The 17301-nt window shown below is 69.3% G+C and carries 11 protein-coding genes; 3 read left to right on the top strand and 8 right to left on the bottom strand.

What is annotated here, in order from left to right:
- Positions 1–151: 151 nt before the first annotated feature.
- From drmB to IE99_RS30390, 4 genes are all read right to left on the bottom strand, one after another.
- Positions 152–1990 carry a DUF1998 domain-containing protein gene (gene drmB, locus IE99_RS0117085; RefSeq protein WP_030171242.1) on the bottom strand — a complete coding sequence of 613 codons (1839 nt, stop codon included), beginning with the start codon at positions 1988–1990 and terminating at the stop codon, positions 152–154.
- Entirely contained in the window at positions 1987–5391 is a 3405-nt protein-coding gene (gene drmA, locus IE99_RS0117080) for a DISARM system helicase DrmA (RefSeq protein ID WP_281176552.1), read from the bottom strand. Before drmA ends, drmB begins: the two co-directional genes overlap by 4 nt.
- Positions 5392–5476: 85 nt before the next feature.
- Positions 5477–5686 (bottom strand): DUF397 domain-containing protein, encoded by a 210-nt coding sequence (locus IE99_RS0117070; protein ID WP_030171236.1) that lies wholly within the window; start codon positions 5684–5686, stop codon positions 5477–5479.
- On the bottom strand, positions 5683–6621 hold the full coding sequence (locus tag IE99_RS30390) for a helix-turn-helix domain-containing protein (RefSeq protein ID WP_169744443.1): 939 nt from the start codon (positions 6619–6621) through the stop codon (positions 5683–5685). The genes IE99_RS0117070 and IE99_RS30390 overlap by 4 nt, the downstream gene beginning before the upstream one ends.
- A gap of 312 nt (positions 6622–6933) precedes the next feature.
- Here IE99_RS30390 and IE99_RS0117060 point away from each other — a divergent pair, with 312 nt between their 5' ends.
- Positions 6934–7530: a hypothetical protein gene (locus IE99_RS0117060; protein ID WP_030171231.1), complete on the top strand. Its 597-nt coding sequence runs from the start codon at positions 6934–6936 to the stop codon at positions 7528–7530.
- A 231-nt stretch (positions 7531–7761) separates the two neighbouring features.
- On the opposite strand, the gene IE99_RS0117055 is transcribed toward IE99_RS0117060, so the two are convergent.
- Together IE99_RS0117055 and IE99_RS0117050 are read right to left on the bottom strand one after the other, a co-directional pair.
- The gene (locus IE99_RS0117055) at positions 7762–7971 is read right to left on the bottom strand and encodes a DUF397 domain-containing protein (RefSeq protein ID WP_030171228.1); all 210 of its coding nucleotides are present in this window, start codon (positions 7969–7971) and stop codon (positions 7762–7764) included.
- A complete protein-coding gene (locus IE99_RS0117050) occupies positions 7968–8795 on the bottom strand; it encodes a helix-turn-helix domain-containing protein (RefSeq protein ID WP_030171225.1) in 828 nt (275 codons plus the stop codon). Before IE99_RS0117050 ends, IE99_RS0117055 begins: the two co-directional genes overlap by 4 nt.
- Before the next feature lie 161 nt (positions 8796–8956).
- On the opposite strand from IE99_RS0117050, the gene IE99_RS0117045 reads away from it, so the two are divergent.
- Both IE99_RS0117045 and IE99_RS31930 read left to right on the top strand, forming a co-directional pair.
- On the top strand, positions 8957–9196 hold the full coding sequence (locus IE99_RS0117045; protein WP_030171222.1) for a hypothetical protein: 240 nt from the start codon (positions 8957–8959) through the stop codon (positions 9194–9196).
- A 107-nt stretch (positions 9197–9303) separates the two neighbouring features.
- Complete coding sequence (locus IE99_RS31930; RefSeq protein WP_157610350.1) at positions 9304–9603, top strand: hypothetical protein; 300 nt, start codon at positions 9304–9306, stop codon at positions 9601–9603.
- Positions 9604–9647: 44 nt separating this feature from the next.
- Here IE99_RS31930 and IE99_RS0117035 read toward each other — a convergent pair whose 3' ends face one another.
- Both IE99_RS0117035 and drmD read right to left on the bottom strand, forming a co-directional pair.
- Positions 9648–13922, bottom strand: a complete 4275-nt coding sequence (locus IE99_RS0117035; protein WP_030171217.1) for an Eco57I restriction-modification methylase domain-containing protein — start codon at positions 13920–13922, stop codon at positions 9648–9650.
- Complete coding sequence (drmD, locus tag IE99_RS0117030) at positions 13922–17134, bottom strand: DISARM system SNF2-like helicase DrmD (protein WP_030171214.1); 3213 nt, start codon at positions 17132–17134, stop codon at positions 13922–13924. The genes IE99_RS0117035 and drmD overlap by 1 nt, the downstream gene beginning before the upstream one ends.
- Positions 17135–17301 lie beyond the last annotated feature (167 nt).

The following is a 17301-nucleotide window of genomic DNA, read 5'->3' as shown; positions in this document are numbered from 1 at the left end:
CCGACCGCGAAACCGGGGGCGGCGTCGATGAGCCGCGCTTCGAGGTCGGCGCCCGGTGCGCGGCGGCCGCGCAGCACGCGCGCCCACGCCTCGACGTGCGCCGGGGGCAGCTCCTCGGCCAGCCCGGCGATCGCGTGGGCGAAGTCCGGGGTCACCGGGCGAGGAAGCCGATGTCGGCGTCGGTGACCGTATCCACGAGGAGGGCGCGGTCGAGGTAGTGGTTGCCGTGCTCGCAGGACGTCTCGGCGGCGAACAGGCAGGCGTGGCAGGCGGCGCCGAAGAGGCGGCCGTGCGGGCGCGGGTCGTGCTGGGCGCAGAGCGGGTCGGAGCTGCACAGCCGGGCCGCGTCGAGCGCCTGGACGATGAGGTCGCCGAGCCGGTCGCGGCGGCCGAGCGACACGAGGCCGCCGAACGTCCCTTCGCTGTCGGGCGCCGCGGTGTAGAGCAGGATGCCCGCCATGGGACGCTCGCCGGAGCGGGCGTAGATCCGTTCGGCGATGCCCGAGGCGTTGTAGCCGCATTCCAGCGCGAACTGCCGGATGAGGACGTGCGCGAAGGTGTGCAGGAGGACGTAGCGCATGCCGGGCCAGTCGCCCGGCGACATCTTCCGCTGCGCGCGCCAGCGCTCGTGCCCGAGTTGCAGGGTGCGCTGCCGGTCCAGGACCTCCGGCCGCCGCTCCCACGCGGCGATCCTGTCCTCGTGGAAGCGCAGCAGGATTCCCTCGCCGCGCGTCTCGGCGCAGGGGACCCAGGTCGGGGCCTCCCGGGACAGCCGGACGCGCCGGTTCGTGTCGGTCGCCTGGACGTCCCATTCCGGCGCGTCGATGCGGGTGAACCCGTAGAGGGCGGACACCCGCCGCAGCCGGGGCGCGAGGACGACCTCCCGCAGCCAGGAGCGCGTCGTCTGCGGCGCCTTCTCCTTGCGGATGGTGAAGTCGGGGAGGTCGACCGGGTCGGGGCGGGTCAGCGCCTCCCATTCGGGGGTGTCGAGGTCGCGCTCGTCGGCGGGTTCGTCGTCGTCGGCCTCGGTCGCCCGCCGGCGCACCGCCCGCAGGACCTTCTCGACGCCGAAGGATTCGAGGTCCTGCCAGCACGTGAACTCGACGAGCAGCTTCGCGGCGGTCTCGTCGGGCATCGGGACGATCAGGCTGAGCTGCCCCCAGTTGTCGATGACCTTCTGGGCGAGCTCGTCGTCCGCGCGGGGGAGCGTGAAGGCCCGCAGCTGCATCGCGAACCACGAGTTGGTCGCGCCGAGGCCGAGGGTGCGGGTCGGTTCCCCGCACTCGCTGAAGGACGCGAGGTGCGGGTCGCGTCCCCGGCAGGCGGGCAGCCGCCGCCACGCCTCGGGGCCGAGGGCGGGCGCCATGGACCGCCCGCCCGATCTGGTCTTTCCGCACGAGCAGCTCACGTACACGTTCGCGGCCTCGCCGGTCGTGCCGCGCTCCTGGAGCTTCAGGGTGTGCTCCCCGCCTTCGGGGACGGCGCCGCCGTGCACGTAGAACATCCAGGGGAAGTCGTCGAGGTGGCCGCGCTCGCAGGCCAGGACGAACCGCGCCGGCACGACGATCGGCCGGTTCCCGCCGCGCCCCCGGCATTCGTGGATGTACCTGATGCGCTCAGGCGAGTAGGAGTGCGGCAGCAGCTTGAACAGGCCGCTCTCCACGGGGGCGAGCTTGTTGCAGGCCGAGCAGCGCAGCCAGCGGGGGAACAGCCGCACGGGGACGCCGACGCGGCTCCATTCGGCGAACGGGTCGCTGGTCTCGGGGATGTGCGGCGGGGTGCGGAGCGCCTCGACCTGGTCGCCCAGTTCCCTGCGCACGGCGGCGAGCAGCCGGTCCTCGCGGACGGGGGCGGACCTGGCGAGGTCCCAGTCGTCCAGCCCGCCGATGACGACGGACAGGTTCGGCAGGTCGGCGACGGCGCCGACCCCGAAGGTGTGCAGGAGCTGGTTGGGCCGCAGTTCGCCGACCCGTAGCGGCTGGACCGTCATGGGGTCGCTCCGTCCTCGTGGTCGGTGCCGTCGTCGCCGGTGTCGACCGGGACGTGCGGGGGCTCGTCGACGATCGAGGTCCCGTCGTCCTCGGGGAGCAGCAGCAGCCTGATGCCCGGTTCCACGTCGCGCAGCGAGGTGGGGCACGTCATCGGCCTCCACTTGCCCTCTTCCGGGCGGTGGAGCAGGCCCGCGATGTCGCCGCCGTGGCCGAGGGGCTTGTCGTAGGCGAGCCTTCGGCCGGGGATCAGGCGCGCCCGGTGCCAGTGGTCGAGCCGCGCGTCGAGCAGGTGCTCGACGGCCCGTCCGACGGAGTTGTCGCCGGTGACGTCGGTCGCGCGCCGCCGCACCGATCGGACGACGTGGTCGGCGAGGCTGTTGTTCCGGTCGAACGCCGCCGCCTTCAGGTTGCCGTTGTAGGACAGCTCCAGGTCGCGGACCAGGGACATCAGGACTCCGGTCAGCCCGCGGTCCACGGCCCGTTCGGCGAACGGCGTGACCGACAGCGCCTCCACGTGCTGGTAGATCGTCTGGTGGAAGTGCTCGAACGCCTCGTAGTGGGAGAGGTCCCGGGGGCGGGCCCAGTTGAAGACGGTGAGGACGAGGCCGGGCGCGGCCCGCCCGACGCGGCTCGTCGCCTGGATGTACTCGGCGGTCGACTTCGGCTGGTTCGCCACGGCCATCACCCCGAGCCGGGACACGTCCACCCCGACCGCGATCATGTTGGTGGCGAGCAGCACGTCGATGGGGCGGCGCTCGCCCTTCGCCCGGCCCGGCCCGAACGGCACCTTGAGGTGCTTGAGCACGTCGGGGATCTGCTGGGACGACAGCCGCGAGGTCAGTTCCTGGGGCAGCGGGTCGTGGCGTTTGGCGAGTCCGCGCTCGTCGGCGCGCATCAGCCGGGTGGACACGTCGTCCTCGACGAGCCGCCGCATCCCCGCGAGGTCGCGGAGGCTGTTGAAGTAGCCGACGAGGGTCATGTACGGGTCGGTGACCTCGTTCTCGCCGTACTTGGTGTGCAGGGCCTGCGCGGCGCCCAGCACCGCGACGTACACGCGGATGAGGGTGGACTTCAGCCGGGTGCCGTGCGCGCAGATGCCGACGTAGCGCCGGCCGGGCGCGTATCCGGGCGCGGCGGGGTCGGTGGGGCGCTGCCGGGCGAAGAAGCCGTCGCCGATGTCGACGCCGGGCGGGGGGAACAGTTCGGTGCGCCGGTCGAACAGGGCGCCGATCTGCTTCTCGGCGCGGCGGATCGTCGCGGTGGACGCGACGACCTTCGGCCTGACCTGCCGCCCCTTGTCGGGTTCCCAGGTCGCCAGCTTGTCGACGGCGGTCTCGTACAGGCCCACCATCGAGCCGAGCGGCCCGGAGATCAGGTGCAGCTCGTCCTGGATGATCAGGTCGGGTGGGCGCAGGGGGCCGACCGGGACGAGCCGCGCGGCGGGCGCGTCGCCCTTCGCGGGGTGGGGGGCCGTGGTCCCGGACAGCTCCCACTCGGCGTTCTGGACGTCCTCGGTGACGTAGCCGTGCCGTTCGCACCGGTGGGCGACGCGGCCGAACAGGGCGGCGGTCTCGCCCTTCCAGGCGAGCTGCGCGAACTTGTCGACGGTGCCGATGATGAGGCCCGGCAGCAGCCGGTAGACCTCTTCGTCGACAACCACGACCGGGATGCCTTCGGGGCCGAGGGTCGGCCCGAACGGGCAGAACGCGTCCGGGCAGACGACGGTCGTGCGGCGCCGGACCGTGTCGACGTGGACGTCCCGGCCGGGCTCGATCCTGCTGCCGCACCACGGGCAGTTCGTGAGCTGGTGGGGGGAGCCCTGCCTCACCACCGGCCGCCGCTTGTCGTTCCTGTGCTGCTTCAGCCATTCGGCGGCCTGGTCGGTGCGGTTCGGCGTCACCCGGGCGCCGACCCACAGGCCGATCCGGAACGGTTCGCCGCCCCAGGTCGCCTCGTCGTCGCGGCGGAGCGTCTCGCACGCGCAGATCAGTGCCGTGGCCCGCTGGAACTGCTGGATCGTCAGCAGCCGCAGCGTGTACCGCATGATGACGGCGACACCGGCGCCCGGGTCGAGTCCGCCCAGCGCGGGCTGGAGCCGGCGGACGGCGAGGGTGAACGCGGTCAGCCCGAGGTACGCCTCGGTCTTGCCGCCACCCGTGGGGAACCACAGCAGGTCGGCCAGCGCGGCGTGCCCGCCGGACCGCTCCTCGTGCGCGGGGTCGGCGAGGGAGGGCAGGTTCAGCAGGACGAACGCGAGCTGGAAGGGCCGCCAGCTCCGGTTCCTCGGCACGTCGACGGCCGCGACGGCGTCGGCGAGCGGCCGGTCGGGGTCCTTCTCCCGGATGTCGGCGGCCATCGTGTGGACGCGCTGGAGGTGCATCGCCCGGTTGGCGAACGCGAACGCGCGGCGGGCCGCCGGGTCGTCCAGCAGCCGGATGCCCGCCTCGATCCGGTCGGCGGCGCGCGACGCCTTGCGCAGCGTCTCGTCCACTTCCGCCGTGTAGCCGGCCAGGTGCCGGCCGGGATCGGAGAGGCCGGCGCGCTGCCGGTCGATCCAGGCGCGGTATCCGGTGACCAGCGGCATCAGCGCGCCCCGCAGGTCGCCGGCGGGGCCGCTCGCCAGGCCCGCGAGGTCGCTCATGTCGAGCACGAGGTCGGCGAGCTCGGGCAGGTCGGGGTCGGTCCGCACGTCCGGGACGCCGGTGGCGGGGACCTCGTGGTCGGGGACGGCCACCGTCTCGACGCGGACGGCGCGCATCGGGTCGTCCGGCGACGGCGTGACCGCGACGCCGGTGCCGTGCCCGACGGCGAACTCGGGCGTGAACCGGTACGCCATCATCAGGCGCTTCTGCTCGGCCTTGTCGGCGCCGTCGCCGCCGCTGACGGCGGCGGGCCGGGGCAGGAACGCCGCCGCGCCGCCGGGGGCGGCCACGCTCATGCGGACCTGGAACATCCAGGCGGAGTCGGGCAGGTGGGACGGCTTGGCCCTGCCGTTCACCAGGAACACCGACACGAGCCAGTTGCCGTCGAGCAGCCGGGCCCGGCCGCTCACCACGACCTCCGGGTGCTCGGCGGTGAGCCGTTCCGGATCGAGGAGCCCTTCCCGGAGCTTCAGGTGAGCGGATCCGCGTTCGGGGACGCGGCGCCACACCGGCCTCTGGGTTTCCTGATCCTCGGAGTAGACGCGCTCGTGGTAGGCCCAGTCGGCTTCGATCACGAGTTCCTGGACGTCACCGGAGACGTACAGGGTGCATCCGAGCGACGACGGGGCCAGGCTGACGGTGTTGGGCGCGTTGTGGTCGCGGTCGTCCTCGCCGTGGTCGCCGCCGCCCCCGTCGGCCTTCTCGTCCTGCTGGTCGGGCTCGATGACCTCGCCGTCGGGCGCGAGCCGCCCGAGGATGTAGCGGTCGGTGGGCCGCTCCGTGAACTCCTCGGCCTCGCTCCGCCGCCATCGATCGACAATCGGGCTGGACGCCCAAGGCCGATCAGCTGAGGTCGTGCCGCCCCGCCTTGATCATGCCGGTGAACGCCGCCCAGGTCTCGGCATCAAAGGTCAGCATGGGGCCATCAGGATTCTTCGAGTCGCGGACGGCCACTGCGGGTGCCGACGCCGCAACTTCAACGCACTCGCCTCCGCTGCTACCGCTGTAGCTGCTCGTGCGCCATGTCTCGAACACCTGGCCCGACACGCTCATAGGCTCTCCACCACTTCGTGCAACAGTTCCAGAGACTGGTCTGCGGACAGTGCAGCTCCCCTGATCAGGTTGAAGGCTAGCGTGTGCCCCCGAACCTCACGAGGGTCCTCGGAGAGATGACCCGACGTGTGCCCTTCAACGTAGACGGCATCCGGGCCCTGATCGAAGCCGAGGATGGTGAAGGCCCCCATGTTGCCTTGGTAAGCGCCCTTGCTCATCGGGACGATCTGCAAGGTCACCCGGGGATCGTCTGCCAGGTGAATCAGGTGATCGAGCTGCTCCTTCATGACCGCACGGCCACCGGTCAGGCGCCGTAGTACGGCTTCGTCGATGACGATGGAGATCTGTGCGAGTTCCGGGCGCTCGAAGATCTCTTGGCGAGCGAGTCGTGTCGCAAGAAGATCTTCCGCTTCCTCGGCCCTGCGTCCCACAAGGAGGACCTCACGTGCATAGGCCGGTGTCTGGAAAAGGCCATGCAGAACCATGCCCGCGAAGATGTTCAAGATTGATGCCCTGGCCTCCCGGTCTACGTACCCGGGAAAACCAGGCGGACCTGCCAGGTGCTTGCCCTCTCGCTTGATCTCGGTCCACATGGTGTGGAAGGTGCGAGCCGGCATCCTGAAGAAGGTGTCGAGATCGTCGGATGTCGCCTCGGATGGGGGCTTTTCGCAGGTCTCCAGCTTTTCGATCCATCCAGGCGAGCAGCCGAGTGCCTCGGCGAGTCTGACGCGCGAGAGCGACGCGCCCTCCCGACAAGAGCGCAACAGCGCGGCGTACGCCCTGATCAGTGGGTCGCGCGTGAAGTCACCGGCGTCAGAGGACATGTGGACGACCACTTCCTGTGCGACCTGAGGGCGGCGGTCGGTGGGTGACCAGCTCAGGTGGGGGCGAATAGAATCCTTGGCGTGTAGTCGAATCGTAACTCGCTGCAGCAATCCGGGCATGGTAGTCCGACGAACGGTTGATGTGAGGGGCCGGTGGACGCAGAAGCACACAACGGCGACCAGGTCCTCAGCCAACTACGCGCAGACTTCGCGTCTCACGGACGTCAGCCGTCCGTCAACCGGCGCTTTCCGCGTCTGCGGATCAGAGTGAGGTGCTCGCAGTGCTCGGCTCTGAGAACCCCTTTGGGCGACTGCTGAAAAGTGATCCAGACCGGTGAAGTGGTCCAAAACGCTGCCGTTCGAACTTCATGGGTGAGACGCTTCCGGCTGCATGTGGGCGTAAAAGCCGACTGGAGGACCAGGATGGATGCCGGAGACTGGATCGCCCTGGGCGTGGGCACCGCGTCAGTGATGATCGCCATCGTGGCTCTGCGCTACTCGCGTTCCTCTGCCGCATCCAGTGCGAGATCGGCGGCGGCCGGGCAGGACTCGGCCCAGGCGGCCGAGCGCTCCGCGCAGAAGGCCGAGCGGCTCTCGGACATTGAGACTGAGCGGCGGCACGAGCACCTGGCACCAGAGCATCCCGGCGAGATCGTCGCCGATCAAGAGCGTCGCGACGGGCACGCTTCGCTCTTCGGCGAGATCACGGTCAAGCGTGCTTACCGGGTTCAAGCGTTCGCTGAATCGGGGGGATCGACGTCGCCGATCTCCGGCCTTCCCACGCTTCTGGAGCCATACGTCCCTCACCGCTTCCACATCGAGCACATGCCGGAGGGGCGGGGGATCCCACGAACTGAACGCGTGCTGTTCAAGTTCTGGCCGCCGGTCGAGGGAGTGGACGGCGACGCACCGTGGACGTGCCCCTGCGGGCGGCCGACCGGTCAGGACACCAACCGTGATGGACATTGGGAGCATCGCATTCCGGTCACTCGCGCCGACCCGACGCAGAACCTCTGGTGAGGCTTTCCGCCCTGGTGAGTGCTCTTTGAGAAGACGACCGACCTCTCGAACGGCCGATCGGGGTCCTTCGCCCGCATGTAGGCGGCCATCGTGTGGACCCGCTGGAGGTGCATCGGCCGGTTGGCGAAGGCGCGGCGGGCCGCCGGGTCGTCCAGCAGCCGCATGCCGTCTCGATCCGGTCGGCCGCTCCGCCGCCATCGATCGACAATCGGGCTGGACGCCCAAGGCCGATCAGCTGAGGTCGTGCCGCCCCGCCTTGATCATGCCGGTGAACGCCGCCCAGCTCTGAATGCCGAAGGAGAGCACAGGGCCGCCGGGATCCTTGGAATCCCGGACGGCGACCCGCGGGCTGAGCGCTGCGACTTCCACGCACTCACCGCCGGTGTCACCGCTGCGACTACTCTTGCGCCAGTTAGGACGTCCCTGGCCTTCCCCGGTCATAGGTCCTCCGCGATCGCGTGCAGCAGTTCAAGGGATTGATCCGCGGACAGCGCCGCAGCCCTGATCATGTTGAAGCGTAGCGCGTGGGCACGCACTTCACGGTGCTCCTGGAAGAGGTGACCGGCCGTATGCCCTTCCACGTAGACCACGTCGGGTCTCTCCTCGAACCCGAGTGTTGTGAAAGCCCCCATTGTCCCGGGGTACGCGCCGGTGCTGGATGGAACAATCTGCAGGGCGATCCGTGGATCGCATGCCATGGTGGCCAGGTGCGCGATTTGCTCCTTCATCACTGCGGGGCCTCCCGTGGGACGTCGGAGAACGCCCTCGTCTATCACGATCATGACTTGCGACAGTCTTCGCCGCTCAAAAATCTCTTGTCTGCTCAGTCGAGCGGTGACCTGTTCTTCCATCTCGTGCGCCCCGCGACTCGTGGCCAGTACCGCGCGCGCATAGTCCGGTGTCTGGAACAGACCGTGCAGCACCAGCGCAGCGAAGATGTGCAGAACTGAAGCCTCGGCTTCCCGCCGTACGTACTCCTGGAAGCCAGGTGGACCTGCCAGTTGCTTGCCCTCCTTCTTTATCTCGGTCCACATGGTGTGGAAGGTGCGAGCCGGGATCTTGAAGAAGGTGTCGAGATCGTCGGACGTCGCCTCGGATGGGGGCTTTTCGCAGGTCTCCAGCTTTTCGATCCATCCCGGCGAGCAGCCGAGTGCCTCGGCGAGCCTGGCTCGCGAGAGCGAGGCGCCCTCCCGGTAGGAGCGCAACAGGGCGGCGTACGCCCTGATCAGTGGGTCGCGCGTGAAGTCACCGGCGTCAGAGGACATGTGGACGACCTCTTCCTGTGCGATTCGGAGCACGGCGGTCGATGGGACGACCTGCTCAGGTGGGGGGTGGATGGGGGGCCATTGGTGTGTAGTCGGATCGTAACTCGCTGCATCAAGCTGAGCATGGTAATCCGATGAACGACCAATGCGAGGCCGCCCGAATGGACACAGAAGCACACAATGACGACCGGGTTCTCAGTCAGCTCCGCGCGGACTTCACCGGACACCGGATCTGGCGATCGGTCCGATGGGACGGAAGCCTCGGCGCCTGGGTGGCGACCCTGCACGACCCTGCGGCCGGCGTCGACGCCACCATCTTGAAGGACACGGCGGCGGAGCTGCGCGAGGCGCTCCTCCAAGAGCGCGCCAGGGCGGTCGCCAAGCGACTCAGCCGGTCATGACAAGGGGCATGCGTCGGCATCGTCTCCGGCCGTGGCAGCCGAACAGCAGCCGGCCGAAGGCGGCGCCCTTGATCGGCTCGGCTTCCCAGTCTCCGTCATCGGCCCCGATGGCGACGGAGGTCTACCTGGGTGAACTCGCTCTGATCCTGAAAAACAAGGGTTGGACGACGATCCCGCAGTTTCACCGATCGCCTCAAAGCATTCGCGTCATCGACGCGCGAGTGCCGAGCATCGGTGAATCGGTCATGCTCACCTCGCCCCCGAAGGTGCCATCGGTCGAGCAGGTCCCGTGGTTCAAGTCCTCGACGGGCGTACTCTTCGCTCCGTGCACGGAACCGGTGAGAGCAGCCGAAGCGATCCACTTCCTGTTGACGCCGTGGGTCACCATTGCCCTGAAAGCGCGATGATCCGCGACTCTCGTCAATGATTGCGGCTTCCGTCTCGCGAGGCGTCAGAACAACGTGTCGGGAGGCGCGAACAGCGCATCTTCTACCGACCCCTGCGACTCGGCAGGAGCCTTTGAGTTAGGTGCACGCTTCGGAGTTCGCTTCTTCGGGGTGTGCAGCCCCTTCTCCTGCTCCTGCTGATACCGGTAGTGGTTCAAGGCCAACAGCTTGTCGAGCACATCAAGCTGCGCCTGCGGGCTGATCGTGAACCGCACACCTTGCCGGGTCTCGTGAAACCCATGACCAAGATCGATCTCCCGCCACGAAGGTAGCGGCGCGGACGCGACCCGCGCCTCGAACTCCCGAATCCCCGGCTCCCGCTCCTCATCAAGCGCATAAGCCTCCCGAACGGCCTCATCGACCTCAACATGAATCTGCCTCAGGCGTTCGATATCGGAGCTTAGAGCAATTGGGTCATTCGTTAGGTTGTATACGGAAGTCAGGCCAGGGTGGGTATCCTTCCTTCCTTTCAAGACATCACGTCGGTGGGCGTGTAGGTCGAATCCGATTTGTTCCATCTCTTCTGTTGGAGAGGGGAAAGGAAATTTCTCAAAACCGTCCGTGGGCGTGTACCTTGAATCAGTTCTTAGTGTTGATTCACCTTTTACTGTCCACCACATAAAGTGCATGGAACTTGACAGAAGAGCCAGGTCGCCATATTTGTCTGTGGCGATGACTACTAGTGCCTCACTCATGATTTGATCGGGTGTGGTGAAGGCCGGCATGCCTGTCCGGCTGACTCTCGCAATAGCCAGCACGCGGTCAAGAGTGCGAAGTGCTTCTCGCAGGGCAGGTCGCTTGTCGGCGTACTGCCACCAACGTTGCGGTAGCGGATTTCGCAGAACGTACGTTCCGTCATCGCGTTTGCGTTGTCGTTCCGGGCGGACTTTATTTTCTATTATGGAAAATATTTCTGGGTATTTCTGGGCGCGTTCAAGTGGCCAGTCATTAAAGTCGATTACCCAACGACTGGCTGATGAATCCCAGCGCTGATTCAAGTCTTCACCGGTCAGATAGGGACGGAGAACGTCCTTATTATTGGGGTTTTGGGCTAGAAGTGTGCGCGCTTCTTGAATCGTTAGAATGAAGCCCTTTCCAAGGATGATCGACCCCTGGAATGCCCTATCGCTGTTTGCTGCAAGCCGGTAAGGATTCCCGGTTACCCGAGATATCGGGTTGAGTGAGGTGGTGATGGCCGGGACCCTGCTGCCGTTCAGCACTCGAACTTCGTCTGCAGGTGCGTGCCCTGCCCATAGTAGTGATACTTCTAGTGAAGCCGTCCCTGGCCATGGCTGCGACTTGGCGGCCCGATAGATGTCCCAGCCTTGATCGGCCGCTTGATCTAGTCCGACCTCTTTGCTGTCACCTTGGGCAATGGTGTTCGTTGTAATAAGTCCAATTCTGCCCAATGGTGCAAGATCTAGGCATCGCAGCAAGAAATACGAGCACAAGTCTGCACTGCCGCGCTGATTTCGTGCAACCCAGTAGATGATATATTCGCGGACGTCCTCGCCAATACGGCCTGTCAGCTTCTTCCCGCCGATGAAGGGCGGGTTGCCGACGACGGCGTCGAAGCCGCCGCGTCCCATGACCTCGGGGAATTCCAGGGGCCAGTGCAGGGGCCGAATCGGCTCCTTGCGCGGGCCTTGAAGCATGGGGGTGATGAGTTCGCGGACGTCCTTGGCGGCGAGTTCGGATTCCTCCTGGAGCGCCATCAGGTCCGCGCTTCCGGCCCATCCGTGCAGGAGCGCGTCGAGGCGCGTGCCGTATTCGTCCGGGTCGACGTTCTCGTCTTCGAGGGAGCGCAGCGCGGCGGCGACGGCGGCCAGAGCCTTGTCCACGTCCTCGGCGAGGGAGGCGAGGCGCCGTTCGTAGTGGTCCTCGTCGTGCTCGTCCGCGTCCTCCCAGTGGGGGCGGCGGTTCTGCTTCTTGTCGATCGCGGCGGTGAGCGCGGCGGCCACGACGGCGTCGGCGGCGAAGCGCAGGTCGTCCACCAGCCGGTCGGCCAGGGCGAGCTTCCTCGCCAGTTCCTCGCCGTGGACGGCGTCGCGGACGGGCTCCGCCTCGATCTGGCGGCGCAGCCGCTCGACCTGGTCCACGATCACCTGCGTGGTGTCGGTGAGGGTGTTGGTGAGGCGCCCGTGGACCCGGTAGCCCTCCTGCGGATCCAGGTGGAAGGCGAGGAGCTGGTCGATCGACGTCAGGCCCACCAGGGAGTCGCCGGTGCGCAGGGCGTGGTCCAGGAAGGAGAACGGCTTGTCCTTGGCGAGGGTCACCAGCCACATCGACAGCTTCGCCAGCTCCACCGCCATCTCGTCGCGGTCCACGCCGTAGACGCAGCGGGCGGCGACGCGGCGGCGGGCCTCCAGGACGAGGTCCTCGCGGTCGTGACCCGGGCCGACCGCCGTCCGGACGTCCTCGGGGAGGCCGTCGCGCTCCCAGGCGTCCATGACCCGTTCGGCCAGGTAGCGGCATGCGGACACCAGGAACGCGCCCGACCCCATCGCCGGGTCGAGGACCTTCAGGTCGAGCAGCTCGTCCGCCGACTTGGCGTGCCAGGCGGCGCGCTCGGCGCCCTCGGCGGGGCCGGGGGAGAAGCAGAGCGGCGCGAGGGTGTGCTCGACGACCTCGTCGGCGAGCTCGCGGGGCGTGTAGTGGGTGCCGGTCGAGCGCCGGTCGCCGACCCGGGTGATGATGAGCGAGCCGGCCGGGAACACCGCCGGACGGCCCCGCAGGTCCTTCTCGTACAGGCCCCAGAAGCGCAGCGCTCGGGCCGCGAGGTCGTGGTCGTTGTCGCAGGCGGCGTCCAGCCGCCCGACATCGGCCTGCGCGGGCTCGGCGGCGAGGGCCCTGGTGAGCTGGGACGGCGTCGCGCCGCTCCGCTCCGCCAGCCGCTCCATGAACTCCTCGCCCTCGGCGGCCGCCTCCAGCTCCGACAGGGGGACCTTCGCCTCCTGCTTGCCGATGAGCCGCACGTACGGCTCGCCGGTGACCGTGCAGGAGAACTCCAGCAGGCCCTCGTAGACGTGGCCGATCTGCTCGACGCCGAGGCCCTTGTACGACAGGCGCTCCCCGCGCTTCTTCAGGAACAGCAGCGCCTCGAGGATCGCGTGCACCACCAGGTCCGAGACGGGGAGGTCCTCCAGCCAGGGGAAGCGTTCGGGATCGAAGAGCCGCCCGCCGTACGGAGGGGTGCGCATCGCGTCGTGCTGGGATCCGCCGTGCACCGCGCGGAACGTGGCGATCAGCCGGGGCCACGCGGCCGACCTGCGGTCGCCGACCCCGGCGCCGTGCCGGGAGCGGTCGTCCTCCAACTGGTCGAACAGCTTCCCGACCGAGTACGAGAGGTCGTACAGGCGGGTGCCGACCGGCATCAGCCGGGCCTCCTCGGCGTACAGGAGGAACACCAGCCGCATCATGACGACCAGGGCGCTGCGGTAGGCGTCGCGCGGCTCCACCCCCGCGAGCAGGCGGCCCTCCACGGCCCGGTCGAGCTGGCCCATCTCGGCGACGAGCAGCTCCACCGCGTCCCGCACCTGGGCGCCGAGCGTCGTGGTGATCTCGGCCTGCGCCTCGGCGCTGCGCGCGAACAGGGCCGCGAGGCTCGCCGAGTGCCCGCCGTCCGGCGCCGTCGCCGGGGGCAGCACGCGCTGCGCCGACAGCAGGGTCGCGAAGGCGCGCAGGAGGTCCGTCTCCTCCAGCCACAGATCGGCGTCGAACGACGCGATCGTGGCGGGTTCGTTGGGCCGCGCGTGCACGAGCACCCACGACCGGCCGTTCGTCAGCAGGGCCAGCGGCGTTCCCCGGTGGCGGCACAGGTCGGCGGCGTGCTCGACGGGGGTGCCGATGGCGCGGCCCGGCCTGTCCAGCGCCTCCGTCCACGGCCGGCGGAACAGCAGCAGGCGCTCGGCCCGGCCGCCCTCGCCGTCCGGCCCGTACAGCACGCCGTCCGGCCGGGCCCGGTGGTCGCCGGGCGCCGTCCGCAGCGCGCCCGGGAGCGCCGCGCCCTCGGCGATGACCCCGCCCGTGAGCCTCAGGACCTCCTTCAGGACGAAGTCGCACCAGGCCGCGTTGAGAAGGTCCGGCGCCTCCTGGACCTCCTTCCACGCGAGCCGCAGGCGGTCCATCACCGGCCCGGGGACGGTGTCGAGCCCCTGCCCGAAGACGGCGGCGAGGACGGGGACGGCGATGAACGGGCCCTCCGTCGGCAGCAGCCGGACCCAGGCCGCGTGCTGCCGGGCGATGGACGGCGCCTTCGGCCTTCTTCCGCGCGGCGGCATCAGCGGTCACTCCCGTGGGCGATCGAAGCGGGCACGAGGAACGTCACGGCGGCGGGGAACCACCGCGCCTGCGGCTCGGCATAGCGGCGGCGGAGGGCATCGGTCTCGTCCTGGAGCTGCGCGGGGATCGTCGCGAGCCGGCTCCGGAGCGCCTCCCGGTCGGCGCGCAGCTGCCGCTGCTCGACCTCGAACAGGCTCGGCTGCTCCCACCGCGCCTCGTCGTCGAGCGCCGCGCGGATCGACTGCTCCAGCTCGGCCAGGACCTTCTCCATCGCGGCGATCTCCTCGGTGCACCGGGCGTCGAGGTCGGCGCCGAGCCGCCCCTTGCGCTGGTTGGCGCGGGTCTCCAGAAGGCGGGCGAGGCGCGGCTCCAGCTCCTCGTCCCAGAGACCGGTCAGGCGGTCGAGCACGTGCGCGGGCGGCCGCTCCTCCGACGCGGCGGCCAGCCACGCCTCCAGGTCCTCCGCCTTCACCCGGACGAGCCTGCCGCCCTCCAGCACCCCGCCGGCGACGATGATCTCCTCGTGCAGGCGGGTGCCCTCCGCGCCCGTCACCACCACCCGCATGTGCGCGGCGATGGCGGGCGTGCGCAGCAGGTCGCCGGGGACGACGCGGGCGGTCACGCGGTTCAGCCTCGTCCGCCGCGCGATGTCGTGCGCGCTCGACCACAGCTCCGCGCGCAGCAGCCGCAGGCACATCTGGACGAGGCGGTGGCCGAGGTGCAGCAGGACCACGTCCGTCCGGCCGCCCACGGCGTCGCCGTCGAACGTCACGACGCGCTCGGCGCCGGTGAGCGGGTGGTGCAGGCCGTCGTTGCGGGCGTCGGCCCAGGACCCCGACAGCGCGGGCAGCCGAAAGCACGCCGCAGGGAAGTCCGGCGGCGGCGGCGCCGGGACGAGGTCCTTGTTGTGCTCCAGGCGCAAGGCGGTGCGCACCACCCGCTCGATCGTCTCCGGCGAGAGGTTGAGCTGCGTCCGGCTCCCGGCGAGGGTGTCGGCGAGCCGCTGCAGATCCCGGGCGAGATCGTGCTTGACCTTCAGCGCGGCCCGGCCGCCGCGCGTGGTGATCTCCGCGTCGGCCGTCTGCCAGTCGGCCCGCCTGCCGAGCATCTTCTGCTCGACCTGCACGGCGATGACGTCACCGGCGCTGCCCAGGTCCTCGCGGATCTGCTCGACCTTCCTGGCCGCCACGTACAGGAAGTGCAGCTCGTCCTCCAGCGAACCGTCCTCGCCCGGCTGCGTCGCCTCCCAGCCCTCGGGGACGAAATGGAACACCTCGACGCGGTCGGCGCTCTGGCCGTGCCGGTCGATGCGGCCGTTGCGCTGCTCCAGCCGGTTCGGGTTCCACGGGATCTCCCAGTGCAGCAGCCGGTGGCAGTGGTTCTGCAGGTTGATGCCCTCGCTGGCGGCGTCGGTGGCCAGCAGCACGCGCATCTCGCCGCCCTTGATCCGCGGATCCTCCTGGAAGACGTTCTTGACGTGCTCGCGCTCCCCGACGTCCTGGCCGCCGTACAGCTGCGCGATCCGCGCCGCCGGATACCCGGCCGCGATCAGCCGGTCGCGCAGCCAGCGCTGCGTATCGAGGTACTCGGTGAACACGATGACGCGCTGGTCGGTCCAGCCGCCGTCCGGGGTCCGCACGATCGGGTCGAGCCACTCCAGGAAGGCCGCGAACTTGGCGTCCGGCCGGTCCATCGCCGTGCCCGCCCACGCGTGCAGCTCCTTGAGGAGCCGCTTGTCGTCGGCGCCGAGCGGCGCCATCACGCGGCGTGCCGCGCCGAGCGCCTCCGCCTCGGTCTCCGTGTACGAGTCGTCCTCCTCGGCCGTCTCGTCGAGACGCTCGATGAGAGGACGCAGGACCCGCTCGCCCGCCCTCTCCGCCGCCCGCTCCAGCTCGTCCGGCCGGTCGGCCGCGCGCTCCCGCTCGGTCATGGTGCGCAGGTGCGTGCCGACCGTCTCGTAAAACGCCTTCGGGGAGGAGAACAGGCGCTTCTTCAGCAGCATCGTCACGAAGTCGGCGGCCGTCCGGCCGCTGTCGGACGAGGCCGCCCTCCGGCGGTTCGCCGCGTACGCCGCGAGCTTGGCGTGTGCCTCGCGCTCCTCGTCCGAGTAGGCGGTCTCGAGGTAGGACGTGACCCGCTCGGGGAACTCCGGCGAGCCGTCCCAGCGCCGGGGCAGCTCCCGCTTGAGGCGGCGGACCATGATCTGGGCGAGCTGCTCCTCGCCCGGCGGGACGTTGCGCGCGAAGCGCTGGTCGTCGAGGAGTTCGAGGAGGGCCGTCCAGGACTCCTCGAAGCCGTTGTGCGGCGTCGCGGACAGGAAGAGGCGGTGCTCGCAGTGCGGCGCGAGCAGGCGGATCGCCTCCGTCCGCCGGGAGTCCATCGCGTACCGGCCCCGGGTCGTCGGCGCGCACGTGTGGACCTCGTCGACGACGAGCATGTCGAACCTGCGCGGATACCTCGGAGCGGCGGGAAGGACGTCGCGCAGCAGGCGCCTCGGGCGGTCGCGCTTCAGCCAGTCGACGCTGACGATGATGCGCGGATAGTGCTCCCACGGGTTCACGTACAGCCCGCGCGACCTGCGCAGCTCCTTCAGCCGCGCCGAGTCCAGCACGACGAAGTCGAGGCCGAACTTGTCGCGCATCTCGGCCTGCCACTGCAAGGTCAGGCCGGCCGGGCACACGATCAGCATCGTCCGGGCCCGGTGGCGGAGCATGAGCTCCTGCATCACCAGCCCCGCCTCGATCGTCTTGCCGAGGCCGACGTCGTCGGCGATCAGCAGGTTCGTCCGCGGCATCGACAGGGCCCGCACGACCGGGTCGAGCTGGTAGTCCTTGATCTGCACCCCCGAGCGGAACGGCGCCTGGAGCACCGTGCGGTCGGCGGAGGCGATGGCGCCCCAGCGCACCGCGTCCAGGAACGCGTCCAGCTCGCGCGGGTCGTCGAACCCCCTGCCCGGATGGGGGAGCGCGTGCTGATCGTGGGCGACCGCGTTCGGCTCCAGCTCCCAGACCACCTCCAGGCGCTCGTCGCGGGCGTCGTCCTCGATGCTGACGAGCTCCACCAGATGGGGCGTGCGTCCGGTCAGCGTGCTGTCGGTGGCGCCGCTCACCGTCCCCGGCACGACGTTGGCGGCGACCCAGACGCGATTGCGCACCGTGACGAGCTGCCCGTGGGCGGGAACGTCACCGTCGAGTGGCACCGTTTCCGTCATGCGCTCCCCACTCCCCGTTGCGTTCAGGTGGACATCGTGCCCTACCAATCACGAGAATTCACCGTGAACCGCCCGCATCACCGTGCGCTCTGAATCCTGATACCACGGAGGCGAACAAGCGTGCCGAGACTCGCGATCGCGAAGAGCTTTCTGACAGGCTATGCAAA

The organism is Spirillospora albida (genome assembly GCF_000718255.1).
Classification (GTDB): domain Bacteria; phylum Actinomycetota; class Actinomycetes; order Streptosporangiales; family Streptosporangiaceae; genus Spirillospora; species Spirillospora albida.
The sequence above is the reverse complement of the archived record's forward strand: the minus strand, read 5'-3'. Positions and strand labels throughout refer to the sequence as shown.

Bases quoted from the DNA above. Each gene is read 5' to 3' on its own strand.
- drmB (WP_030171242.1), bottom strand. From the start codon at position 1,990: ATGACGGTCCAGCCGCTACGGGTCGGCGAACTGCGGCCCAACCAGCTC.
- IE99_RS0117070 (WP_030171236.1), bottom strand. From the start codon at position 5,686: ATGAGCGTGTCGGGCCAGGTGTTCGAGACATGGCGCACGAGCAGCTAC.
- IE99_RS0117060 (WP_030171231.1), top strand. From the start codon at position 6,934: ATGGATGCCGGAGACTGGATCGCCCTGGGCGTGGGCACCGCGTCAGTG.
- IE99_RS0117055 (WP_030171228.1), bottom strand. From the start codon at position 7,971: ATGACCGGGGAAGGCCAGGGACGTCCTAACTGGCGCAAGAGTAGTCGC.
- IE99_RS0117050 (WP_030171225.1), bottom strand. From the start codon at position 8,795: ATGTCCTCTGACGCCGGTGACTTCACGCGCGACCCACTGATCAGGGCG.
- IE99_RS0117045 (WP_030171222.1), top strand. From the start codon at position 8,957: ATGGACACAGAAGCACACAATGACGACCGGGTTCTCAGTCAGCTCCGC.
- IE99_RS31930 (WP_157610350.1), top strand. From the start codon at position 9,304: ATGGCGACGGAGGTCTACCTGGGTGAACTCGCTCTGATCCTGAAAAAC.
- IE99_RS0117035 (WP_030171217.1), bottom strand. From the start codon at position 13,922: ATGCCGCCGCGCGGAAGAAGGCCGAAGGCGCCGTCCATCGCCCGGCAG.
- drmD (WP_030171214.1), bottom strand. From the start codon at position 17,134: ATGACGGAAACGGTGCCACTCGACGGTGACGTTCCCGCCCACGGGCAG.